This is a genomic window from Flammeovirga sp. MY04 (genome assembly GCF_001682195.2).
GTDB lineage: Bacteria > Bacteroidota > Bacteroidia > Cytophagales > Flammeovirgaceae > Flammeovirga > Flammeovirga yaeyamensis.
Window position 1 is genome coordinate 2,919,918 of the sequence record NZ_CP003560.2, and the last position, 23,696, is coordinate 2,943,613.

Genomic DNA, 23,696 nt, shown 5'->3' on the forward strand with positions numbered 1-23,696 from the left:
TATCCCACTACTATGTCAACAGGACAAGGAGAATTTATAGTTGAAGGTGGTCACCGCTTAAAAGGCGAAATTACACCTCAAGGTGCAAAAAATGAGGCACTACAGATTTTGTGTGCCGTACTCTTAACGGAAGAAAAAGTAACTATACACAACATCCCCAATATTATTGATGTCATGAAACTGATTGACATCTTAAAAGATTTCGGGGTAAAAGTGAAAAAAATAGGAGAAGGATCTTTTGAGTTTATCGCTAAGGATGTAAATATTGATCATTTACAAACTGAAGAATATTCACAAAAAGCTTCTAAACTACGTGGTTCTATCATGGTATTAGGACCGTTATTAGCTCGTTTTGGTAAAGGTAAAATTCCTAAGCCGGGCGGAGATAAAATTGGACGAAGAAGATTAGATACTCACTTCTTAGGTTTCAAAACCTTAGGAGCAAAATTCGATTATACAAAAGACGGTTTCTTCAAAATTGATGCTACGGACCTTCATGGTTCATACATCTTACTAGACGAACCCTCTGTAACAGGTACTGCCAATGTAATTATGGCAGCTGTAATGGCGAAAGGGAAAACCACTCTTTACAACGCTGCTTGTGAACCATACATCCAACAATTATGTAAAATGTTGAACCGTATGGGGGCAAACATTACTGGACATGGATCGAATTTACTAACTATTGAAGGAGTAGAAAGATTGGGTGGAACAACTCACACAATGCTTCCGGATATGATTGAAATTGGTAGTTTCATTGGTTTAGCAGCCATGACTCAATCTGAAATCACCATCAAAAACTGTCGTATTGATGAACTTGGACAAATTCCAACGGTATTTAAGCGTTTAGGTATCCAAATGGAATTTAGAGGAGACGATATCTTTATCCCTGCTCAGGATTCTTATCAATTAGACCGTTTTATCGATGGTTCTATCCTTACAGTGGCCGACGGCCCTTGGCCATTATTCACTCCCGATTTATTAAGTATTGTATTGGTTACTGCTATTCAAGCAAAAGGTACAGTGCTGGTACATCAGAAAATGTTCGAAAGTCGTTTGTTCTTCGTGGATAAGCTAATTGATATGGGTGCACAAATCATCCTGAACGATCCGCATAGAGCTACTGTTATTGGTATGAATAGACAGTCGAATTTAAAAGGAATCAGAATGAGTTCGCCTGATATTAGAGCAGGTGTAGCATTATTAATCGCTGCTTTATCTGCCGAGGGAACTTCTGTGATTTCCAATATTGATCAGATCGATCGTGGATATCAAGATATCGAAGGTCGTTTAAAAGCACTTGGTGCTAAAATAGAAAGACGTTAATTGAGGCTAATCCCTCATCTTATTGAAATTGTAGGGACGTTGCAATACGGACGTTGAATTACTTAAATTAGTACGGACGTTGCACTGCAACGTCCCTACATAGTTTCGATATAAATAAAATAACTATCAAAATATTATTGTGCGATGAGTATAAAACACTCAAAAGGTAGCAGTTACCCATTAGGTGCTACGGTTACCGATAAAGGAACCAATTTTTGTATTTATTCGAAGGGTGCAACAGCTATTGAATTACTTTTATTTAATGACAAGGACAGTCCAAGACCTTTCCATGTTATTCGATTAAATCCACAAACAAACAAAACATTCTATTATTGGCACGTTTTCGTAGAAGGCATTGGTCATGGTCAGGTATATGGCTATAGAGCATTTGGTGACTTCCTCCCTGAAAAAGGGGCTTGGTTCGACGGTAGTAAAGTATTGGTCGATCCCTATGCGAAAGCAGTGTGCATGAACGACAACTATTCTCGTAAAGCAGCCATCCGTCCGGGTGACAATTGCTTGCACGCATTAAAAAGTATTGTCATAGATGATAGAGAATACGATTGGGAAGATGACAAACCATTATCTCGTCCGTATTCGAAGACCATTATCTATGAAATGCATGTTGAAGGATTTACTAAAGATCCATCTTCAGGTTTAAATGATGAAAAACGAGGTACTTATGCAGGTCTGATAGAAAAAATTCCTTACCTACAAGAGTTAGGAATTACGGCTGTAGAATTACTTCCAATTTATCAATTTGATCCACACGATGCGCCTAAAAACCGCATCAACTATTGGGGATATTCTCCAATTAACTTCTTTGCTCCTCACTCTTTATATGCCATGGATCAAAAAGATCCAACAGCACCTGTGAGAGAATTCAAAGACATGGTAAAGGCATTACATAAAGCAGGAATTGAAGTGATTCTTGATGTAGTGTACAACCATACAACCGAGGTTAATCCAGAAGAAGGTCCAACCATCAACTTTAAAGGTTTGGATGCTTCGACTTATTATATTCTAGATCGTCACAACAACTATAAATTCTTGGATTTCTCTGGTTGTGGTAACTCCTTTAACGCCAATCATTCCATTGTAAGGAGAATGATTATGGACTCCCTTCGCTATTGGGTATCGGAGATGCACGTTGACGGTTTCCGTTTCGATTTGGCTTCTGTACTTTCCAGAGATGAATACGGTAATCCATCAGAAAACCCTCCAATTCTTTGGGAAATCGAGTCCGATCCAATTCTTGCCGGTACTAAAATGATTGCCGAAGCTTGGGATGCTGCTGGTTTATATCAAGTAGGATCATTTGTTGGCGACCGTTGGTCAGAATGGAATGGAGTGTATAGAGATGTACTTCGTCGTTTTGTCAAAGGAGATGATAAATTGGTGGGTGCTTTTGCAGGTTGTGTAGAAGGATCACATCACGTTTTCCAAAATCAAGAAGAAAGAGATCCTAACCGTAGTATCAACTTTATTACTTGTCATGATGGCTTTACCATGAACGATTTGCTTTCTTATAACGAGAAGCACAATTTAGCCAATGGCGAAGACAACAGAGATGGATCCAACGATAACTTCAGCTGGAACCACGGACATGAAGGAGGAACTGAAAACTGGGAAATCGAGCATCTTCGTAAGAAGCAAATGAAAAACTTCTTCACTTTACTACTCCTTTCTCAAGGCACACCTATGATTTTAATGGGTGATGAAGTAAGAAGAACCCAACACGGTAACAATAACGCTTACTGTCAGAATAACGATCTAAGTTGGTTCAATTGGAACGATCCTAATCAACACGAGGATACTTTACGCTTTGTAAAAAAACTAATTCAGTTTAACCTAAAGCATGAAGTTTTCCAAACAGAGCGTTTCTGGAGTTCTAAAGCAAGGGCAAGAAGACCAATCATTACTTGGCATGGTGTAGAATTTGATTATCCAGATTGGAATGATAATTCCCACGCAATTGCTTATATGTTGACCTCTCCAAATACAGGGGAACAACTTTACGTGATGGTCAATACCTATTGGGAGAAATTAGAATTTGAAATTCCTGAACCTACCATTTATGCACAACATACAGAATGGAAAGGTATGATTGATACAAGTAAAGAGGCACCAGAGGATATTTATGAATATGAAGAGGCGCCGATAGTAACAGCAGGCAAAATGATGCTGAACCCAAGATCAGTGGTTGTGTTACAATCATATTAAATAATAAACCCACAGGCTGAATTAAAAGTCTGTGGGTTTATTTTTTATTTAGAAGCTACATCTTTTACTCTATCCGATGTATCGTATTTTGTAAGGGTTAAACGAACTATGCTATTTTCTTTGGCTATTAAATTATGAGGAATACCTCCATCTAAAGCTAAAATATCTCCTTTCTCTAAAGAATGAATTTCTCCTTCTACTCCAAAATCTAGCTTACCATCTACTAATTCTACAACAATAGGATATTTAGTTTTATGTTCTTTCATTTCGACTCCACTCTCCATTGCAATACTAATCTCCTTAGAAAAATCGGTTTCAAACAATACATTAACAACAGGTCTTTGTGAGTTGAATTCTATGTTTTTTAATACAGATGATGTTAGCATTTTCTTAAAATTTTAATGTGAATTAATCTATTGATTTCAATAAACCAACACCCAATTGATATCGATTTATTATTGAATAAAATAAAAGATAAATTAGTCTTTTATTTAGAATGATTCAAAAGTAGAGTAGCACTTATTCATTTTCAAGAATGTAAATCATTAATAATTAGTGATTTTTACCACAACTAATCAGTGTAATTCAATTGATTACAAAAAAACGGGTCAATATCAATCAACCCGTTCTTTGTAGAAATCGAATCTCGTTTACATCAGATACTATTTGATGAAAAACCAGACTATATTTTATCTAGAAACTCTCCTACTTTCTTCGAAAATAATTCAGGCTCATTCATCATCATATAATGTCCCGAATGAGGAAGTTCTACTGAGGTGATTTGTTCAGCATCTAAATGCTCAATTAAATCTTCTCTCAATTTTTTAGATACACAATAATCGTATTTACCCCAGATCAATAAAATAGGGAAATCCAATTCTTCCATGTTTTGATTATTGTTCGTTAGGAGCACTTCAGGAATAAGGGAATTGTTTGAGGCAATTGCTCTCTCGGACCAATGCATTTTTTCGATGTTTACATAACGATGAGCATCAGGCATTTTATCTAAAATGTAATAAGCCAAAAGAGAAGAATTTTGAGGTGTTTTCTGTTTTGCTACATCCTTCCAAAAATCTAAGTTTTCTTCTTGTATCAAATGTTCTTTTACTACGGCATCTACATCATCAAAAGCATATTCTAATAACTTCGTTCCGTCGGTAACTCCTGCTGCATCTATCCATGCAGAAATCTTTGCTCTATGTTCTGGGGATGATAAATAAGATGAACTGAGCATCCCTCCCCAACTATGCCCTAAAAGAACAATTTTTTTATGAGGAAATACTTCGTGCATCTCATCTACAACATGATCCAAATCGGATACATATTGATCTATAGTATAGTACTTTTTATCATCAACTCCTTTTGCATCTCCAGCACCTCTTTGCTGCCAATACGCCACTAGTGTTTTCTCTTCTATTAATTGAAGTCCTGTTTTTCCATTAAAAGAACGGTAATCATCTACCGAACTTCCAGGTCCTCCATGTACCACTAAAAGCAGTGTTTTAGCATTCATATTTCCATGTACTTTTACCGGCATGGTTTCATGGTTATTTGATACATGAATCACCTCATCTAATGGGTGATAACCCTGACCAAATGACACCTCAATAAATAATAACATGATCACAAATACCAATTGGTGTGGACATAGTTTCATAGATGTATTTTTTTTGTTAAGCAGTAGGTGAAAACTATCAAATGATATTAATTAAAAATTTAACCACAATCATTTACATTTATTAAAAAATTATCATTAAATTTCCGTAAAATTTCACAATTTTCAACGATTTACGTTATTATCATCATTATTTAAAATTCTAAAGCAAATTTGATAATCACATTTTGAATTGATAACAACTAACACCACAAACAAACTAATACAAACGAAAAATTAACAGGCAAAGTGACATGAAATTTTCGAAAATTAATTGGGTAGGTATGGCCAAAAAAGATAAAGGATCAACATACCCAGCGTTAGAAGAAATTATAAATAGTTATACTGTTGGAATTAACGACAAAGCTGATAGTTCTGACAAAGAGGTAGAATTCTTATTTGAGGTACCTGAAAGAAAAGTACTTGAATGTAGAGTAGCTCTTGGTAAGCATCTTATTTTCTCTGAGCCATTTGATAGTGCACCCGATCCTCTAGCAGAAGACGAGTGGATGATTTCCGTAAAAGTGAGCTTCTTAAAATAAAGATTTCACAAAAAAAGAGGAAAAATGTTCAATTTTTTTTTCCTCTTTTGGGTTAATATCAATTAGTTGATTTGAAAATTGACAACGAAATAGTTTCTGCTAATAGTAGACTTTACTGAGCTCCAAGGGGAAGGTCCTCCATTGCTTTCGTAACGATATTCTATTCCTAATTTTTTATATCTGATTCCTACACCACCAATCAATCCCATTGCGTGACTTCTTGGGTCTGAACCAATAAAGGCCTCGTTTAAATCTGGAGGTCTATTACTGTCTAAATTATAACTCACCCAACGTTCCGTTTTAGAATTTGTCATAAATGAATTTGTAAGACCGAAATTCAAAAACAGTTTAGATGATTCTGTTAGATAAAAAGTATATCTAGCCATATTCATCATCTGAAAATAATTAAAATCCAACATCACATCATGCGTATAATGAGATGATTGATATTGGCCTTCATATTTTGAATTGATTAAACCAAACTCATTATAAATAGACCATTTCTGATTTTTAACTGGTAGAATAACATCCAATGAGATTGCTGGGTAAAAAGCGGAAGACCTGCTATAATTTTCTACTCTCACCACAGGTTGCATGGGACCTTCAAAATTAATCGATGACGAGGTTTGGCCTGCGGTAATACCAAATTTCACTTTCATTCTTACAACATCTATCACTTCATTCTCTCCTACTTCCTTTTGATACACCTCGAATAACCTTTGCAATGAAGAAATATGATGTTTAGTGTATTTAATTTTAGAAATAGTTTTTGGATGTCCTCTAAAGTAATAAGAAAGCTGCCCTAAATACATTTTATTATAGGCTTTAGCATATCGTATACTCTCTGTTTTACTGATATCTTTTTTATATACCTTATACTTTAATAGAACTAATTTCTCATTTTCAAAAATATAAAAATTCGATTTTGTTGTGGATCTATACATGTATAAAGGTCTAGAACCACCTATAATTTTTTTAACAAAAAGCTGTTCATTTTTTGTTTCCACCCCCGAGGAATCTGACATTGCTTCCAAACTATGGGAAGCACTAACTTCGTGGTCAACTTTTTGAGACCATAGTGTTAGATCGCTACTAATAATTTTATAGGTGTTTTTTGGAGTTAGTTCTATCTCTACTCCTTTGTCTGATACAAAATCAACGGATTGTGGGGTTTTAGGTATACCTTTATCAAAAATTTTTCCTGATAAAGTATCCATTTCATTCGTAATCACCTTGGCATCTAACCAAACGGTTTGTCCATAAATAGTGTGCGTTAATACGGATAAGAATATCCATAGAATTAGGTTTAGCTTTTTCATTTTAATTGGTTTGCTGTAAAAAAAATAGAAGTCAGTTGTTATTAGACAGTAGTCATATAATAATTTAAGATGATACAAATATATTATCGAATCATCCGTCGTACTAATTCAGAAGACTAGATTAAGTAATGTTATATATCTTACGTAATTAATCGGTTATTCATCAATAAATTCGTAGTCTCCAAACTCTCCTTTTGCTGCTTTCCTAACGGCTTGATCGGCTCTTCTTATAGGCTCAAAAATTCTGTAATCACCATGGAACTTCTTGATCCAATAAATACTTGCATCCAAACTAATTAAATGTCCGGGTGATATATAAATTGGTTTTACTCCTTTGTTTGATCGGAAAGCTACACCTACCACTTCTTCATCAAGTAGTAAGGGTGCAATGCTAAACTTGCCCGTACCTAATTCTATTTGATGTGGAATCATGGGTTTCTTTGCTACCCCAATAGTTGGAATATCAATTTTTAACCCTAACCAACAGGCAATCCCAAACTTTCTAGGATGTGCTAAACCATGTCCATCAACAATAACTAAAGAAGGTGTTAGTTTTAGTTTTTTATTCAATATCTGAAGACACTCCAATAATAGTGGACCTTCGTAATAGGCAAAATATCCAGATTGATAAGGGGTGGTCGGTAACTCGTGCATGGTCACAAACGTATTGATCCATTCACCAGTTTTCTCCCTCATAATGTCGCAGGAAACAAAAGCACAATCTTCTGTGTAGGCCACATCCATACTGCACACCGCATCTTCATCTTTGAACTTTAGCTTAAACTCTCCATCAGGAAAAATCTTTACTTGGGCGGCCAACGCCTCTTGTTCCTTATCTCTTTCTTCTTTCATTTCAAAAGTTAAACTAAAGTCATTTAGTGGGGCAAAGATAAAAGAAAAATAGGATTAATAATTCTTAGTCATCAGTTATATCAAGTCGTTTTAGGGGGAATAAAGTTGAACTTTTTATGCTTTTAAGGGGGGTAAATGTGTAAGAAATACATTTGTCTTGCTGCTTTAAATAGAAAACAAGTAATTGCATTCATATTTAAAACACTTATTTATATTTGAACTAAACAATGCAGCAAAATCCAATTATCGGTACCTTATTACATGCAGTAGGCGGCGTTTCAGCTTCTACTTGTTATGTACCATTTCAGAAAGTGAAACAATGGAATTGGAATTCCTATTGGCTGATTCAAGCGGCTTTCGCTTGGTTTATTTTCCCTTTAGTCATTGGTTACATTACAGTGCCTAATTTATGGGAAGTATTCGCTGAATCACCAAAAGAAGTAATCTTCAATGCTTTTCTATTGGGTACGATTTACGGATTTGGAGGCATGTGTTTTGGATATGCGATTAAGGAAATAGGTTACTCTCTAACATATACTATTTCTATAGGAATATCCGCCATTTTAGGAACAATCGTTCCATTAATTATGCATGGCGAATTGATCTCGAAATTCTACGAGCCAGGTGGCAACATTATTTATTTAGGTATGTTCATTTCTCTGATTGGCATCGGGCTTTGTGGAGTTTCGGGTTATCGTAAAGAAAAAGATCTTAAAGAATTAAATATCGATACTGCTGATCAACCTTCTTTTAATATGAAGAAGGGATTTATGCTCACTTTAGTTGCGGGTGTACTTTCGGCGGTATTTGGCATCTCTTTAGAAGTAGGGGCTCCAATTGCTGAAATTGCTGGAAAACACGGGGCAGGCTATTTCGAAGGAAATGCCAATCTGATGTTGTCAACTATGGGTGCATTTGCTACTAACCTTGTTTGGTTTGTGGTTGTTGGCATCAGACAAAAAACACTAAAAGAAATTGTCGACGTAAAAGGGTTAGGCTCAAAAACGATCGGTACCAACTTTTTCATGTCCATTTTAAGTGGTGCATTATGGTACGGACAATTCTTCTTCTACAACATGGCACATGTGAGAATGGGCGATTTTAAATTCGCTAGTTGGGTAATCCACATGTCTATGCTCATCTTCTTCAGTTACATCCTGGGAATTATCATGAAAGAATGGTCGCAGGTAAGCAAGCGTACTTACAATACTTTGCTTTTTGCATTGGGCGTACTCATCATTTCTTTCCTCACTATGACTTACGGAAGTAGCATGGGAACGGCTGCTATGGGACATTAATCAAAAGATACAATTTGACTAAAAATATTGAACTGAAATGAAAAAATTAAAAGGAATTACTTGGAACCACAGCCGTGGATTTACTTCAATAGTAGCGGTTTCACAACGTTTCGAAGAACTTTATCCTGATGTACAAATTTCTTGGGAGAAAAGGTCGCTTCAAGCTTTCGCTGATGAACCTATAGATCAATTAGCAGAAAGATATGACTTCCTTATCATCGATCATCCTTGGGCCGGTTTTGCTGCCCGTACTCAAGTGATCATGCCCCTTGATACATTACTTCCACAAGCTTTTTTGAAAGATCTGGAAGAAAATACTGTAGGTCGATCTCACGAAAGTTATGCCTACAATAATCATCAATGGGCTTTGGCTATAGATGCGGCAACACCTGTCGCATCTAGCCGTCCTGATCTTTTTGAGAAAGAAGGATTAAAATTCCCAGAAACTTGGGATGATTTAGTGGAGTTATCAAAAACTGGAAAAGTAGCTATTCCTGGTATTCCTCAAGATACATTAATGAGTTTCTACATGGTCTGTTCCACTTTAGGAGAAAATGTATGTGAGACAAAAGACTATGTTGTTTCAGAAGAAATTGGATTAAAAGCCCTCAAGATGCTTAGAGATCTAGGGGAAAATATCAAAGAAGAAAGTTACGATTGGAACCCTATTAAAGTTTGTGAGGCCATGACCAAAACAGACGATTATGTGTACGCTCCTTTCGGATATGGATATACTAATTACTCAAGAGAAGGTTATGCTCGTGTTCCATTAAAGTACCATGATTTGGTAGCCATCAACAATCAAAAACTGATTAGTACGTTGGGTGGAACCGGCTTGGCTTTGTCTTCTAAATGTGAAGAAAAAGAATTGGCATCGAAGTTCTTGGAGTTTGCTGGTTCTTTAGATGTTCAAAAAGGAATTTTCTTTGATAATGGTGGACAGCCGGGACATAGAAAAGCATGGACAGATCAGAGGGTGAACAGCAAGTGTATGGATTTCTTTAGCGATACACTTCCGGCTTTGGATCGTGCGTTCTTAAGACCACGCTACAATGGTCACATGTACTTCCAAGATAGAGCAGGTGCTCCAATTCGTGAGTTCATGATGAAGGGTGGTGATCCAAAAGAACTCCTGACACAATTAAATGAATTGTACATCAAATCGCTTACTCAAAATGACTAATTCAAAACCATTAGAGGGCCTTTTGGTGTTGGAATTCTGTCAGTTTTTGGCAGGTCCATCAGCAGGATTACGTTTGGCAGATTTGGGTGCTCGTGTCATTAAAATTGAGCGTCCGAATCATGGTGAAGCTGGACGTCAGATTGCCATTAAGAATCTAAGAGTGGATGGAAGCAGCTTGGTTTTCCATACCCTCAATAGAAATAAAGAATCTTATGCAGCCAATTTAAAGGATGTAGAAGATCTACAAAAGGTAAAAGAACTAATTGCAAAAGCAGATGTAATGACTCATAATTTCCGTCCCGGAGTGATGGAAAAAATTGGGTTGGATTATACTACTGTGAAAGCAATTAATCCCCAATTAGTGTACGCAACGGTTACAGGATATGGTACTGAAGGTCCTTGGTCTGCTAAACCCGGACAGGACCTTTTAGTACAATGTATGTCGGGATTGGCACATCTTACTGGAGATAAAAATGATGGTCCTACTCCTTTTGGGCTAGCTGTCGCTGACATCATCACGGGGTCGCATATGGCACAAGGTATTTTGGCCGCTTTGCTAAGAAGTGCCAAAACCAAAAAAGGTGCTTTAGTAGAAGTTAGCTTATTGGAATCCATGCTTGATTTTCAATTTGAAGTAATCACTACCTATCTAAACGATGGAAATAAACTTCCTCAAAGAGCAGAGAAAGGATCTGGACATGCTTACCTAAGTGCTCCTTATGGAGTGTATGCTACAAAAGATAGTCATATTTCTTTAGCAATGGGTGGCTTTGATAAACTGGTTGAATTACTTAATACAGAACAACTAAAAGGATATTCTGAAGAAGAAACTTTTACGAAACGTGATGAGATCATGAATACACTTCGTGATATACTTTCTGAGAAAACCACTCAAGAATGGTTAGACCTATTTGAACCTGCCGGCATTTGGTGTTCAGCAGTTCTCGACTACGAGCAATTGATACAACACGAGGCTTATAAAGTCTTAGAAATGGATCAAAAACTACCGCTTGATACAGGTGAGTTTATTCATACTACACGTTGCCCTATCCGCTTAGATGATGAGAGAATATTTGCATCGAAACCGGCACCTAGAGTGGGTCAAGATACAGATGCGATTGCCAAAGAGTTTAACCTATAAAGACAAAAATATGCTTCCATTAAAAGATATATTAGTAGTTGATCTAAGCCAGTTTTTGTCTGCTCCATCGGCTACACTTCGATTGGCAGATCTTGGTGCGAGAGTCATCAAAGTAGAACGTCCCGAAACAGGTGATATCTGCCGTCAGCTTTATGTTTCCAATGTAATGCTCAATGGTGAGTCTTCCGTTTTTAGAGCGATCAATAGAAATAAAGAAAGTTTTCAAGCCGATTTAAAATCGGATATCGATAAAGAAAAAGTACTGAAACTAATTGCTAAAGCAGATGTTTTGGTCCACAACTTCAGACCGGGAGTCATCGAACGTTTAGGGTTGGATTATGAGACGGTTAAAGAAATAAATCCTTCGATTATTTATGGCGATATTTCTGGATATGGTTCCGAAGGTCCATGGTCAGCTAAGCCTGGGCAAGACCTTTTGCTTCAATCGTTATCAGGTGTTACGTGGTTAAGTGGTAATGCCGATAAAGGGCCGGTACCTATGGGTATTGCCATTGTTGATATTTTGGCTGGAGCTCACTTGGCTCAAGGTATCGTCGCTTCATTAATCAAAAGATTCAAAACCAATCAAGGAAGTAAAGTATCGGTAAGCATGTTGGAGTCGATTTTAGATTTCCAATTCGAAACGATCACGACCTATTATCACGATGGTGGCGAACCTACAGTAAGAACAGCAAGCAATAATGCACACGCTTATTTAGGTGCTCCTTATGGGGTTTATGCTACTAAAAACGGACATTTAGCCCTAGCTATGGGGAGTATTCCTGTATTGGGAGAGCTACTTAGTTGTCCATCTTTAACCAACTATCCTGAGCCTGATACTTGGTTTACTCAAAGAGATGAAATCAAGAATATTCTGGCTGAACATTTACTTACTGCAACCACAGAACATTGGCTTTCTATACTAGAACCTGCCGATATCTGGTGTGCAGATGTTTTGAATTGGGACACCCTTTTCAAACACGATGGTTTCAAAGCCCTCAACATGATTCAGAATGTAAAAATGGGCGATGGATTCGAGTACAAAACCACTCGTTGTCCAATAAAAATTGATGGAGAATACCTCACATCAACTTTAGGATCTCCAGCTATTGGAGAACATACTCAGGAAATTTTGAAAGAATTAAACGCTATGGATCATGAAGGAAAAGTTGAGAATTGCTGTTCGTAAATTCGGACCTTTTGAAAGTGCTCTCCAAAAGATTTGGGACGACTTCTGCTCGCAAAGATCATGTGATGTTGAATTAGAAGCTATTCCAATGGACTTGCACCCTCTCTACGATACGACCTTAAAAGAATACGGTCTAAAAAATGGAGAATGGGACATTGCATTAATGAATACCGATTGGATTACGGAAGCCTACAGCACTAAATCCATCATTGATCTTATGCCATTTATTGGTGATGATCCTTCTTCAATTGAAGCAGCTTGGAGCGAATCACTTCTTGGTAAGCAACGTTTCGGAGATGCAGTTATGGGTCTTCCTTTTCACAACGGCCCCGAGTGCTTGATGTACAGAACTGATCTTTTCGAAGATCCTATCGAAAGAAGATTATTCCAGAAAAAATATAACAGAGAACTTTCTGTACCTAAAACATGGGACGAACTGATGGAAGTAGCTTCTTTCTTTCACCGTCCTCTCATGAACTTGTACGGAACCACTTTCGCGGCTTATCCTGATGGACACAATACCGTCTTCGATTTCTGTCTTCAGTTATGGACAAGAGGAGGACAATTAATTACCGAAGAGGATAAAGTGGTCCTTCATTCAAAAGCGACAGTAGAAGGAATGAAGTTCTACCGAAAGGCACTTCAAAACAAAGAAGCAATCCATCCTAAATCCAGAGAATTTGATTCTGTAGATGCAGGCTTAGCTTTTGCCAATGGCGAGCTGGCCTTAAGTGTCAATTGGTTTGGTTTTGCAGCCAACTGCGAAGTGAGCCCAGATTCAAAAGTAAAAGGCAAAGTTGATGTGGCTTACATCCCTGCCGGAGAAGGTGGAGAAGGTGTTTCTCTAAATGCGTATTGGATGTACGTGATTGGTGCAGGCAGTAAAAAACAACAATTGGCTTACGACTTTATCAAGTTTGCTACATCAGTTAAAAACGACGAACTCCTGACTTTAGAGGGCGGTATTGGATGTCGTGTTTCAACTTGGAGAAGTCCAATAGTAAATCAAGAAATCCCTTATTATCATAAACTAGAAGAACTACATAAAAACACCGAATCATTGCCTCGAATGAACAATTGGTCTCAAGTAGCCGACATCATCGACGAGTTAGTTATAAAGGTAATCAACACAGAAGAAGACATAGAAAATATCTTAGCCACTGCACAAGAAAAAGTGGATCAGCTTGAGCTTGTGAACAGTTAAATCAATAATGAAATGGAAATAAATTATCAATATACCTTACCAAAAATAGCTCGCCCGATCATCATTATCGGAGCAGGAGGTATTGTCAACGATGCACATATGCCCGCTTATAGAAAAGCTGGATTTGAAGTATATGGCATCACCAACAGAACAAAAGAACGAGCAGAAAAAATTGCAGCAAAATTCGATATCCCCAGAGTATTTGATAGCATCGATGACGCCATCGCCCAAGCTCCGGAGAATGCCGTTTTCGACTTAACATTAATGCCGAATCAGTTTGTAGCTACCTTGGAAAAATTACCAGATGCTGCTGCAGTTCTGATTCAAAAACCTTTGGGTGATTACTTTGAGCAAACGAAGGAAATCATCGAAGTATGTAGAAGAAAAAAACTTATCGCGGCAGTCAATTGTCAGTTGCGCTTTGCTCCTTACATCATGGCGGCTCGTGATTTAATCAAGAAAGAAGCCATTGGTAAAATCTATGATATGGAAGTTAAGGTATCGGTGTATACTCCATGGGAAATCTTCCCTAACGTGATGTATCATCAGAGATTAGAAATCCAACAACACAGTATTCACCATATCGATTTAGTGAGATCGTTCCTTGGAGATCCGAAAGGAATTATGGCAAAAACTTTAAAGCATCCTGCTAAAGAAATGTCGTCTACACGTACCAATATAATCATGGAATATGATGATGATGTTCGAGCATTAGTAAGTACAAACCACGACCATGTTTTCGGGTTCGATCATCAAGAAAGCTATGTGAAATGGGAAGGTACAAAAGGTGCTATCTACGCAAAAATGGGCCTTTTGATGAACTACCCAGACGGTATGCCCGACTCTTTCGAGTACTGTATTCTTGAGGAAGGCAAAAAGCCAGAGTGGAAAACCAAACAATTGGAAGGTTCTTGGTTCCCAGACGCATTTATCGGTACGATGTCTTCTTTAATCTGTTATGCCAACGGAGAATCGGATCACTTAGATACTTCTATTGAAGACATTCTAAAGACCATGCATGTGGTAGAAGCCGCATATAAATCAAGCGATATGGGTGGAGTGAAGCCTGAATACGGATCCATTTAGGGAACATCAATTAAATTATTCTGATCAAAAAGCAATAAAAAAATAACAATGAAAGCATCATTATACGAAGGAAATCAAACCTTCACTGTTGTTGAAAAAGATATAGAAGCACCCGCTGCAGGTGAAGTTAGAATTAAAGTAGCTTACTGTGGAGTTTGCGGTACAGATGTACACATTTATCATGGTATGATGGACAAACGTGTAAACATTCCCTTAACTATCGGTCACGAAATGTCGGGTACTGTAGATGCGGTTGGAGAAGGAGTTGAAGGATATAAAGTAGGTGAAAAAATCACAGTTCGTCCATTAGATAACAGAGGTGAAACAGCAGCAGATAAAGGTCATAGCCATATCGCCAAAGCTTTGAAGTTTATCGGAATTGATAGCCCAGGTGCCATGCAACAATACTGGAATGTTCCTGCTTTCACATTGCATAAATTAAAAGAAGAAACCGACCTTAAATTAGCTGCTCTTATTGAACCACTATCAGTTGCTTGTCATGATGTACGCATGAGTAGACTGAAGAAGGACGAAGTAGCAGTTGTCTTAGGTGGAGGTCCTATCGGTTTACTTGTTGCGATGGTTGCAAAAAGTAAAGGAGCCCGTGTCATTATTTCTGAAGTGAATGATGCTCGAATAAAAATGGCTGAAGGAATGGGCTTTGAAGTTGTGAACCCCATCAACACCGACCTAGTCGCATATGTCGACCAACAAACAGAGGGCGGACTAGCTGATGTCGTTTTTGAGGTAGCAGGTGTACAAGCCTCTTTAGATGTAATGACTGAGGTGGCAGGCATCAGAGGTCGTATCGTGATGGTGGCCATTCATGGAGAGAAAAAACCAGTGGATCTATTCAAGTTCTTCTGGAAAGAATTGGAATTGATTGGTGCTCGTGTATACGAAAAAGAAGACTACGAGGAGTCAATCCAATTGATTACAGAAAACAAATACAATTTCGATAAGATCATCACGGCCACAAAACCAATTGATGATATCCAACAAATATTCGAAGACATCGATAATAATCCAACAGGTATGAAGTTCTTAATCGACTGTCAATAATTCTCACATCATTAGATAAAAAAATTAAGCAATGAGCGTTTTAAATACATTTAGCTTAGAAGGAAAAGTAGCTTTAGTTACAGGTTGTAAAAGAGGTATCGGTATGGGAATGGCTGTCGCTTTAGCAGAAGCTGGAGCAGACATCATCGGAGTAAGTGCCTCTTTGGAAAAATCAGGTAGTAACGTAGAAAAAGCAGTTACCGCAGTCGGTCGTAAGTTCTCTGCATATACATGCGATTTCTCCGACCGTAACTCTCTTTATGCTTTCATCAAAGAGGTAAAAGTAGATCACCCAGTCATCGATATTCTTATCAATAACGCAGGTACAATCCTTAGAGCACCAGCTGTAGAACATCCCGACGAAATGTGGGATAAAGTTATCGAAGTAAACCAAAATGCACAGTTCATCTTAACCAGAGAAATCGGTAAAGAAATGGTTGCTCGTGGTTCTGGTAAAGTGGTATTCACTGCATCACTTTTAACTTTCCAAGGCGGTATCACAGTACCTGGCTATGCTGCATCAAAAGGTGCCATCGGCCAAATGACCATGGCCTTTGCTAACGAATGGGCATCAAAAGGCGTGAATGTTAATGCCATCGCACCAGGTTACATCGACACAGACAACACGGAAGCACTTCGTAACGACCCAGTAAGATCAGAGCAAATCCTTGCACGTATCCCTTCAGGACGCTGGGGTAAACCAACAGATTTCGCCGGCCCAGTAGTCTTCCTTTGCTCAGAAGCAAGCTCCTACATGCAAGGAGCAGTAATGCTCGTTGATGGAGGATGGATGGGGAGGTAGTCTCTTATTGTAGTGAGATTTTTGGGGGATTTAGGGATTGTTTTTCTAGACACTTTTTAAATTAAAAATGAAAAGTGAAAAATGAAAAACGTAGTTAGTGACAATAACGTGGTTTTAATGTTTGAGAAAATCATTTTGATTTGGAGAGCTAAAACGAGCGTTAACTTAACATTTCACGTTTTTCATTTTTCATTCTTAATTTTTCATTTAAACCCCATCATAGGGTTAATATTCAACTTATAAAAATTACAACAACCTTGCATATAAAATCACAATTTTTCCAAGATTACAGACTAGGAGACTATAGAGAGACTCTTGGTAGAACTATAACAGAGACTGACTTTGTAGTACATGCGGGTCAGACTGGAGATTTTTTTCCGCATCATATGGATGCGGAGTGGTGTAAGACGCAGCCTTTTAAGGAGCGTATTGCACATGGCACGCTAACGTTTAGTGTGGCTATTGGGATGACGGCAACGGAGATTAATCCGGAGGCGTTTTCTAAAGGATATGATCGTTTACGTTTTGTGAAGCCGGTACATATAGGCGATACAATTCATGTGAAAGTAACGATTTCTGAGAAGTCGGAATCGAAGAAGCCAGAATTGGGTCAGGTGATTGAACACGTGGAAGTGATCAATCAAAGAGACGAATTGGTTTTGGTTTGTGATCACATTTTACTTGCGAAGAAAAAAGGGTAACTATTCTTCTATTGGATTGGAACAATATCAAATTCACCCTTTTTCATAAGCAGTAATTGATAGTTATCAACGTCATTATAGATATACCTTATTTGACTAATGATTCATCTACGACGTTACACTATCTAGACCTCGATTTGGTGCTTGCATCATTTCGGGGTTATTTTTTGTCGTTTGGAACGCCTCCAATAGATACATTAATGGCATCTACTGTGTTTAATATCTCTTTGATAATATCTTCTTGAGATACGTTCTTTAGCTGAGAAGTCAATCCAGAAACTACTAAAACAGCCATTACTTCATTATTGATATCATAGACTGGAGCGGCAAAATCGGTTACTCCTTCGGTTAAGGTACTTTTCTGCACAAAGCATTTGAGATCTTTTAAATCGGATAACTCCTTCTCCAATTTTCCCTTCTCATCTTTAGAAAGTGTCTGATAATCGTCAGAAGCTTTCAATATTTGCTTTCTTTCTGATATCGATTTATTGGCTAAAATAATCTTCCCAGAATTGGTTTGAGTGATTGGAAAAACTCCTCCTACTTCTACAGATAAAGATATTGGAGTCATACTCTTGGCCTGACAAATGATCAATAACTTATTTTGGTAGAAAAAGCTAAGATGACATGATTGTTTGATGGTCTGAGACAACTGTTCCAAGTAAGGCATAGAGGCTTTCACCAAGTAGTCTATAGAGGAATGATGATGGGATAATTGAAATAACCTTAAAGTCAGTTGATACTTTCCTGAGATCGGTTCTTTGTTGATATAACCTCTCTCCTCAAGGCATACCAACATACGATAAATCTCGTTGGGTTTACGATTAATTCCTGTTCCAATTTCTGCTTGAGATTGTGGAACCGACTGAGACGATAAAAATTCTAAGATGTCTAATCCTTTATCTAGGGCAGGAGAGTTATAAGTAGGCATAAGCTCAATTTAGTTTCAACAAAAATAAGAAATTGGTCAAATTATAGGGTGTAAATCGTTCAGTATTTTCTAAAGTTTTGCTTTGAATTTTATCTCATCAAATATTTCTTTAAAATCAAAGAAACAAACTTAGTGAAATGAATTTTTACACATCATCATATACGGAACATGTAGGTCCTGGATTGTCGGGTAACGGTGTCGGCATTCAGTATTTCAATATCAACAATGAGACTTCTGAAATAACTTTGGCTTATAGCCTTGAGACCATCAACCCTGGGTATTTTACTTTAAATCCAAGACATCAATTACTTTATACTTTTCAAGAACGTTTACAGGCTTTAGGTCCTCATTTACTTTGTTTCCAAACCAATTTAGGACATTTGGAATTGGTTGGTTCTTTAGAAATTAATGGTGGTTTACCTTGTCATATTTTACACATCAAAAAGTATGATTGTTTAATAGTTAGCTGTTACGAAACTGGTAACTTTCTAAAATACGAGTTGGATGAAAATGGGGTTCCTCTCCCCTTTTCACAAAATATAAAATACAGTGGAGGGAGTATCAATAAAGATCGACAAGAAGGTCCTCATGCCCACTTGGCACATTACGATGAGGCCCATGATCTTTTACTTCTTACTGATCTAGGCAACGATAAAATCTATAGTCTGAAATATCAAAATGCTCGGTTCGAACAGGTCGCTGAAGTAAGTATCCCTGCAGGTGGAGGCCCAAGGCATTTGGTTCAACATCCTGATAATAACTACTGTTTTGTTTCCAATGAAATGACTGGTAATATCAGTATTCTAAAATGGGAAAATGAAGCTTGGCAATGGATTAAAAATATCTCAGTGATGACTCAAGATCACAATAATGTAGCATCAGCTTCCGCTATCAAATTATCAAAAAATGGTCGTTATATCTATTGTGGAGTAAGAAGTACCAATAGTATTTCCATCCTACATTTTGATGCTGAAAAAGAAGATCTAACTCTCATCGATGAAGTACCTACCCTAGGTATTACACCAAGAGATTTCGAAATTTCCCCAGACGGTTCCATGCTTATTGTAGGCAACCAAGACTCTGCTTCTATGGTTTCTTTTTCGATTCAAGAAACTACTGGAAAATTGGAATTGATAGAGAAGGTGGAAGGGATTCGTTCGGTGTGTTGTATAAAATTTGAATAAAAATAACAAAGCAGTGAGTTCTAATTCACTGCTTTTCATTTTCATCAAATAAATTGATTCTTAAAAGTTCGGTTGTCTTTTTTTCTACCTCACCTTTTGATTCTGCAATCACATTAATCACATGATAATGTTCATTACCAATGAAATCATTCCACCGCCACTTCCATTGCGAAACAGTTTTATTTTCTCCAGAATCAAACCACCAGGTACCATAAAGTTTATCATCCCCTTTAGTTAACTCACAATAATTTAGCTTTACATTATCTATTTCTATTTGACCCTGTTCTTGTAGCGTGTATCCACTCCCCCTCCAACATACCATTGGACTATGTTGTGATTTATAAAAATGGACAGGTGGCTTTATGTAAATCAAATAATCTCCATCGAAGTATTTTAAGACGCCGAGACTTTCCTCTGTGATTAATTTATGTGATAAAACTCCATTTTTCTGAAGCTTCACATTCATAGTTTGTTCCTTGAATAAAAAGCTTCCTCCAAATAGAATAAATATCAACATCAATAATATTTTTGATAGTAAAGGATGTTGCTTTTTGATTGATATAATCTTGATTGAATTTTTATATGGAAGCTTTTTAATAATAAACCACATTGGAAAAGCGACATACATGATAAAGCATAAAATTCCAATGAAGTCATGTGATAACGCATCCTGAGGAGATTGAAAAATGGTTATCAAAACCAAACGAACAATGTTACTAATGATTATCCAAAAAGTAGATATTCCAAAAGTTATTAACACCCAAATAGGTGAAAGATTCATTTTTTTAAATCGCTGTTGAAATGCTATAAAAATAACATCAATAAACAGAGACAATGACAACATATTAAGACCTAAACAAACATCCTCTACATAGAATTTATTTCTATTTTTAATAATAACATTTCCAGAAAATCGGTAATCAGCATCGACAAATTGGAGCATTTTAGCTGCAATTTCAGTAATCCATAATCGAATTTCGAAACCGACTGCATTGGTAATATAAATGGTAAAAGGTGCAATGATCAGTAGCAAAAAGAAAGGAAGTAAATCTAGCTCAAACCCATAGTATTCTATTATGAAAAAAATCCCACAAAGGCCTCCCAAGTAAACAAAAGATGTAATAGGAATAACGAAATATGTACTAAACAAAATAGCTGCTACCCAACCAAACCTAAGATTCCCTTTTCCACCTACTTTTCTTACTAAAAAAGGCAAAGAAAGTATAGTAAGGAAGAACTGAAAATCTATAAAAATCAAATCAGATAATCGAAAAAGGAACAAGGCTATCCAAAGAACTAATATTGAGATACTTCTTTGGACAGATTTCTTTTTTAAAGACTTTACTACTCGTTGGATTTCATCATAAATAACTATCTCCATCGAATATTTACTTTTTTGATTTTCTGATAAAATATAAAACCAATGATACTGATAAATAATAGAATTAACGCCCATTCTTCTGGTTCTGGAATTGCCCCACTTGAATCAATTGCAGCGTTTTTCAAACTATTTTTATTTTCTTCTATACCGAATCTATCATAGTCTTCCTTGGTTTCTAAAACGACTAAACTAGATACAGGTGTAACGATAAATGCCTTTTCTATATCGACCATCAAATCTTCTACTAAACTGACTTTATCATTATTAAACTGACTCCTTCCCAACTTTTGCATAACTTGTCCATAAGTAAATAATCGCATTAGATGATCAGGTGCATCGCTAATGTTTTTCTCACTTTTACTTTTTAGAATGGCTATTTCTGATTTTGGTAAGCTTGTTACTGTTTCATCCATTGGATACTTTAAAAAGTTTTCTTTTCGTACTAATCCATCCAACTGATTTAAGTCCATTTTCTGAAGGTTCACCACTTGATATTCTTGTAAAGTTTTTAGGTAAGGTGATAAAGTAGTATTCAGGTGAACTACATTCAAACTCTTTTTCATCAATTGATAATTCTGTATTGAAAGTCTTCTAAACTCACTTCCCTCTAAATCTGAAAAATTAGGAGAAATAGCTGTTGATTTAGATACAATCAAGGCATTCTTATCAATCAGTTTGAAAAAAGGAAACAGTGAGAAATTACGTTTTGATAGCTCTTTGAATAGCTCGTCTTTATTTTCAGTATCAAGAGAAATAAATTGATGATGATAAACAAAGACCTCTTTATCTCTAAACGTCTTTAATAAATGATCAAATTCTTCTTTCGACCAACTTTTATTAATATCTAAATAAATTTGATCTGGATTAAAGGCAAATTCTTCTTTTTGCACTTCCAACATTTCATAGGCAAATCCATCAAAAGAAAAAGTGTTTGATGATACCTTGGGAGCTAAGCAACCTATCTCAAAATAGGGTTTTATACTTCCTTTATAATGAAATGTCTGACCTTCACTTTCATCAAAGAATGATGGAATATCTAAACTTTTAATTGGTCTATCTGAAATAAATCTAACTGTTGTTTCTTCGTCTGTTTCAACAAAAGCAGGACCATCAAAATAAACACTCTCTAAGTGTAACTTTTCCTTTTCTTTTCTTAAAGGTGTGGTTACACCTATTTTAAAAATTCTGTCTTTAGCAGCAGTACAAGGGAATACGGTGACTGTAAGTACATTTCCTTCTTGCCAATGCATTAATGCAGGATCTCTCATCTCCACACCAACAATTTCTACATAAGCAGAATCAGCTTTCGATTTGGTTGTTAATCTAGACTTTTCTTCTTTTCCATTTATCCAAAGAGATAATGATGTGGCAACACTCCCTTCTGGTAAATAAAATGAATAAGCTGCCTCTTGCTCAATAAAAGAATATTTATTTTGATTTTTTATGGTGATTTCTTTTTCAGTATACGCAAGTCGATATTCTGGGTAAACCTCGATAGTATTTTTTACTTTATGTGTAATTAAATCTTGGTCAGACCATAGTTTTCGTTGAGCAATATGACGTTTATCGTACATTGATTTTAGTATACGCACTCTATCCTGTCCATTTATTTCATCACTTGGGTACAACATCATTGCTATAGCCACTAATGGGTTGTGTTCTCTTTTGAAGTTTAGTCTATTTCTATTGTTGAAGCTAAAAAATTCGAAGATGACATTATCGTATTTATAATTGCCTATCAATACTTTTTTACCCATCTCACTCACTGATAAATATTCGCTCAATACCACCCAATCAGGTAATATTTTTTCTTTTTGTTCTTCTACTTTTTGATAAGTGTCCAAATAGTCATTGTGGGTATCACTCCAACTAAAAAGAAAAATAAATAGGAATATAAGTGGAGTAATAATACCTAAAATAAAGGTCCGAATTTCAGTTTTGTTTTTTTCAGTTTTAGATAAGTTCTTAAATACATCAATCCATATCAGCAGAGGTACAAAAATGTGAAAAGTCAATCCCAAAAACATCAAACCAACTATTCCAATGAATAAATCTGGTAAAAGAAAAAGTGCGAAATAAGAAATGAGAACTACTCCAGATCCTAATAAATAAAATAATAGATATCTTAAATATTTAGATAAATAATCGACATAACAAATACCTACATATGCTATATAAAAAGTGCACAAATAGACGTAAACCCATGATGTAAAAGAAGAAAATAATGGAATAACATTATTCATGGAGAAACATGAAATCGAGAACATTGTCAAGACTAAAATGATGTATTCTCTTTTTATCAACCAAGGCTTAAAGAAGGGTTTATTCTGAAATAGTATTATTAAAAAATAGACTACCGCAATAATATAATTAGTAAAAGAAAAGATGGATTCGTCATCTTGTATACCTCGTTGGTACATCTTTAAACCCGATAAATACAATAAAATGAGCATCAATGGAACTATGAAAAATAGCCCAAGCTTAAATAGTTTGCTTTTAGTTACGTGAGCAGTCATGTTATAAAATTTGATACAATAGTTTAGTTGAAGCAGTAAGTTATTAAATACATTTTTAATGATGAAAATTTTTGTACGAAAAAAAGGGAACATCAAATGCTC

The 23,696-nt window shown here is 36.3% G+C and carries 20 protein-coding genes; 13 read left to right on the forward strand and 7 right to left on the reverse strand.

The annotated features are described in order from the left end of the window. Positions 1–12: 12 nt before the first annotated feature. Together murA and glgX are read left to right on the forward strand one after the other, a co-directional pair. The gene (gene murA, locus MY04_RS11775; protein WP_066209915.1) at positions 13–1,326 is read left to right on the forward strand and encodes a UDP-N-acetylglucosamine 1-carboxyvinyltransferase; all 1,314 of its coding nucleotides are present in this window, start codon (positions 13–15) and stop codon (positions 1,324–1,326) included. A gap of 144 nt (positions 1,327–1,470) precedes the next feature. Further along, a complete protein-coding gene (gene glgX / locus MY04_RS11780; protein ID WP_066209917.1) occupies positions 1,471–3,549 on the forward strand; it encodes a glycogen debranching protein GlgX in 2,079 nt (692 codons plus the stop codon). A 44-nt stretch (positions 3,550–3,593) separates the two neighbouring features. On the opposite strand, the gene MY04_RS11785 is transcribed toward glgX, so the two are convergent. Then, a complete protein-coding gene (locus tag MY04_RS11785; protein WP_066209919.1) occupies positions 3,594–3,935 on the reverse strand; it encodes a cupin in 342 nt (113 codons plus the stop codon). Positions 3,936–4,231: 296 nt separating this feature from the next. Continuing rightward, complete coding sequence (locus MY04_RS11790) at positions 4,232–5,206, reverse strand: alpha/beta fold hydrolase (RefSeq protein ID WP_066209920.1); 975 nt, start codon at positions 5,204–5,206, stop codon at positions 4,232–4,234. A gap of 251 nt (positions 5,207–5,457) precedes the next feature. Between MY04_RS11790 and MY04_RS11795 the strand changes: the two genes are divergently transcribed. Beyond that, positions 5,458–5,745 carry a hypothetical protein gene (locus tag MY04_RS11795; RefSeq protein WP_066209922.1) on the forward strand — a complete coding sequence of 96 codons (288 nt, stop codon included), beginning with the start codon at positions 5,458–5,460 and terminating at the stop codon, positions 5,743–5,745. Between the two features lie 62 nt (positions 5,746–5,807). On the opposite strand, the gene MY04_RS11800 is transcribed toward MY04_RS11795, so the two are convergent. Together MY04_RS11800 and MY04_RS11805 are read right to left on the reverse strand one after the other, a co-directional pair. After that, complete coding sequence (locus tag MY04_RS11800; protein ID WP_066209924.1) at positions 5,808–7,064, reverse strand: outer membrane beta-barrel protein; 1,257 nt, start codon at positions 7,062–7,064, stop codon at positions 5,808–5,810. A gap of 156 nt (positions 7,065–7,220) precedes the next feature. Then, complete coding sequence (locus MY04_RS11805) at positions 7,221–7,916, reverse strand: endonuclease V (protein WP_066209926.1); 696 nt, start codon at positions 7,914–7,916, stop codon at positions 7,221–7,223. A gap of 227 nt (positions 7,917–8,143) precedes the next feature. On the opposite strand from MY04_RS11805, the gene MY04_RS11810 reads away from it, so the two are divergent. The 9 genes from MY04_RS11810 (at position 8,144) to MY04_RS11850 (ending at position 17,582) form a co-directional block, all read left to right on the forward strand. Beyond that, on the forward strand, positions 8,144–9,214 hold the full coding sequence (locus MY04_RS11810; protein WP_066209928.1) for an L-rhamnose/proton symporter RhaT: 1,071 nt from the start codon (positions 8,144–8,146) through the stop codon (positions 9,212–9,214). Positions 9,215–9,251: 37 nt separating this feature from the next. Further along, positions 9,252–10,397 (forward strand): extracellular solute-binding protein, encoded by a 1,146-nt coding sequence (locus MY04_RS11815; RefSeq protein ID WP_066209929.1) that lies wholly within the window; start codon positions 9,252–9,254, stop codon positions 10,395–10,397. Further along, the gene (locus MY04_RS11820) at positions 10,390–11,538 is read left to right on the forward strand and encodes a CaiB/BaiF CoA transferase family protein (protein WP_066209932.1); all 1,149 of its coding nucleotides are present in this window, start codon (positions 10,390–10,392) and stop codon (positions 11,536–11,538) included. Before MY04_RS11815 ends, MY04_RS11820 begins: the two co-directional genes overlap by 8 nt. Before the next feature lie 10 nt (positions 11,539–11,548). Then, the gene (locus MY04_RS11825) at positions 11,549–12,727 is read left to right on the forward strand and encodes a CaiB/BaiF CoA transferase family protein (protein WP_066213235.1); all 1,179 of its coding nucleotides are present in this window, start codon (positions 11,549–11,551) and stop codon (positions 12,725–12,727) included. Continuing rightward, positions 12,696–13,931, forward strand: coding sequence for an extracellular solute-binding protein (locus MY04_RS11830; protein WP_066209934.1), 1,236 nt, complete (start codon positions 12,696–12,698; stop codon positions 13,929–13,931). Before MY04_RS11825 ends, MY04_RS11830 begins: the two co-directional genes overlap by 32 nt. A gap of 12 nt (positions 13,932–13,943) precedes the next feature. Further along, entirely contained in the window at positions 13,944–15,017 is a 1,074-nt protein-coding gene (locus tag MY04_RS11835; RefSeq protein WP_066209938.1) for a Gfo/Idh/MocA family protein, read from the forward strand. A gap of 48 nt (positions 15,018–15,065) precedes the next feature. Further along, positions 15,066–16,079 carry a zinc-dependent alcohol dehydrogenase gene (locus MY04_RS11840; RefSeq protein WP_066209940.1) on the forward strand — a complete coding sequence of 338 codons (1,014 nt, stop codon included), beginning with the start codon at positions 15,066–15,068 and terminating at the stop codon, positions 16,077–16,079. 31 nt (positions 16,080–16,110) lie between these two features. Next, positions 16,111–16,881: an SDR family oxidoreductase gene (locus MY04_RS11845; protein WP_066209943.1), complete on the forward strand. Its 771-nt coding sequence runs from the start codon at positions 16,111–16,113 to the stop codon at positions 16,879–16,881. Between the two features lie 257 nt (positions 16,882–17,138). After that, entirely contained in the window at positions 17,139–17,582 is a 444-nt protein-coding gene (locus tag MY04_RS11850; protein WP_066209948.1) for a MaoC family dehydratase, read from the forward strand. Between the two features lie 160 nt (positions 17,583–17,742). Here the strand turns inward: MY04_RS11850 and MY04_RS11855 are convergent, their stop codons facing one another. Further along, the gene (locus MY04_RS11855; RefSeq protein WP_066209949.1) at positions 17,743–18,513 is read right to left on the reverse strand and encodes an IclR family transcriptional regulator; all 771 of its coding nucleotides are present in this window, start codon (positions 18,511–18,513) and stop codon (positions 17,743–17,745) included. A gap of 137 nt (positions 18,514–18,650) precedes the next feature. On the opposite strand from MY04_RS11855, the gene MY04_RS11860 reads away from it, so the two are divergent. Next, positions 18,651–19,697: a lactonase family protein gene (locus MY04_RS11860; protein WP_066209953.1), complete on the forward strand. Its 1,047-nt coding sequence runs from the start codon at positions 18,651–18,653 to the stop codon at positions 19,695–19,697. A gap of 25 nt (positions 19,698–19,722) precedes the next feature. Here MY04_RS11860 and xrtN read toward each other — a convergent pair whose 3' ends face one another. Then, complete coding sequence (gene xrtN, locus MY04_RS11865) at positions 19,723–21,078, reverse strand: exosortase N (RefSeq protein ID WP_158297672.1); 1,356 nt, start codon at positions 21,076–21,078, stop codon at positions 19,723–19,725. Further along, positions 21,069–23,687, reverse strand: coding sequence for an XrtN system VIT domain-containing protein (locus MY04_RS11870; RefSeq protein WP_066209955.1), 2,619 nt, complete (start codon positions 23,685–23,687; stop codon positions 21,069–21,071). Before MY04_RS11870 ends, xrtN begins: the two co-directional genes overlap by 10 nt. Positions 23,688–23,696 lie beyond the last annotated feature (9 nt).

Coding starts and splice junctions, on each gene's coding strand:
- murA (WP_066209915.1), top strand. CDS start 13: ATGTCAACAGGACAAGGAGAATTTATAGTTGAAGGTGGTCACCGCTTA.
- glgX (WP_066209917.1), top strand. CDS start 1,471: ATGAGTATAAAACACTCAAAAGGTAGCAGTTACCCATTAGGTGCTACG.
- MY04_RS11785 (WP_066209919.1), bottom strand. CDS start 3,935: ATGCTAACATCATCTGTATTAAAAAACATAGAATTCAACTCACAAAGA.
- MY04_RS11790 (WP_066209920.1), bottom strand. CDS start 5,206: ATGAAACTATGTCCACACCAATTGGTATTTGTGATCATGTTATTATTT.
- MY04_RS11795 (WP_066209922.1), top strand. CDS start 5,458: ATGAAATTTTCGAAAATTAATTGGGTAGGTATGGCCAAAAAAGATAAA.
- MY04_RS11800 (WP_066209924.1), bottom strand. CDS start 7,064: ATGAAAAAGCTAAACCTAATTCTATGGATATTCTTATCCGTATTAACG.
- MY04_RS11805 (WP_066209926.1), bottom strand. CDS start 7,916: ATGAAAGAAGAAAGAGATAAGGAACAAGAGGCGTTGGCCGCCCAAGTA.
- MY04_RS11810 (WP_066209928.1), top strand. CDS start 8,144: ATGCAGCAAAATCCAATTATCGGTACCTTATTACATGCAGTAGGCGGC.
- MY04_RS11815 (WP_066209929.1), top strand. CDS start 9,252: ATGAAAAAATTAAAAGGAATTACTTGGAACCACAGCCGTGGATTTACT.
- MY04_RS11820 (WP_066209932.1), top strand. CDS start 10,390: ATGACTAATTCAAAACCATTAGAGGGCCTTTTGGTGTTGGAATTCTGT.
- MY04_RS11825 (WP_066213235.1), top strand. CDS start 11,549: ATGCTTCCATTAAAAGATATATTAGTAGTTGATCTAAGCCAGTTTTTG.
- MY04_RS11830 (WP_066209934.1), top strand. CDS start 12,696: ATGAAGGAAAAGTTGAGAATTGCTGTTCGTAAATTCGGACCTTTTGAA.
- MY04_RS11835 (WP_066209938.1), top strand. CDS start 13,944: ATGGAAATAAATTATCAATATACCTTACCAAAAATAGCTCGCCCGATC.
- MY04_RS11840 (WP_066209940.1), top strand. CDS start 15,066: ATGAAAGCATCATTATACGAAGGAAATCAAACCTTCACTGTTGTTGAA.
- MY04_RS11845 (WP_066209943.1), top strand. CDS start 16,111: ATGAGCGTTTTAAATACATTTAGCTTAGAAGGAAAAGTAGCTTTAGTT.
- MY04_RS11855 (WP_066209949.1), bottom strand. CDS start 18,513: ATGCCTACTTATAACTCTCCTGCCCTAGATAAAGGATTAGACATCTTA.
- MY04_RS11860 (WP_066209953.1), top strand. CDS start 18,651: ATGAATTTTTACACATCATCATATACGGAACATGTAGGTCCTGGATTG.
- xrtN (WP_158297672.1), bottom strand. CDS start 21,078: ATGGAGATAGTTATTTATGATGAAATCCAACGAGTAGTAAAGTCTTTA.
- MY04_RS11870 (WP_066209955.1), bottom strand. CDS start 23,687: ATGTTCCCTTTTTTTCGTACAAAAATTTTCATCATTAAAAATGTATTT.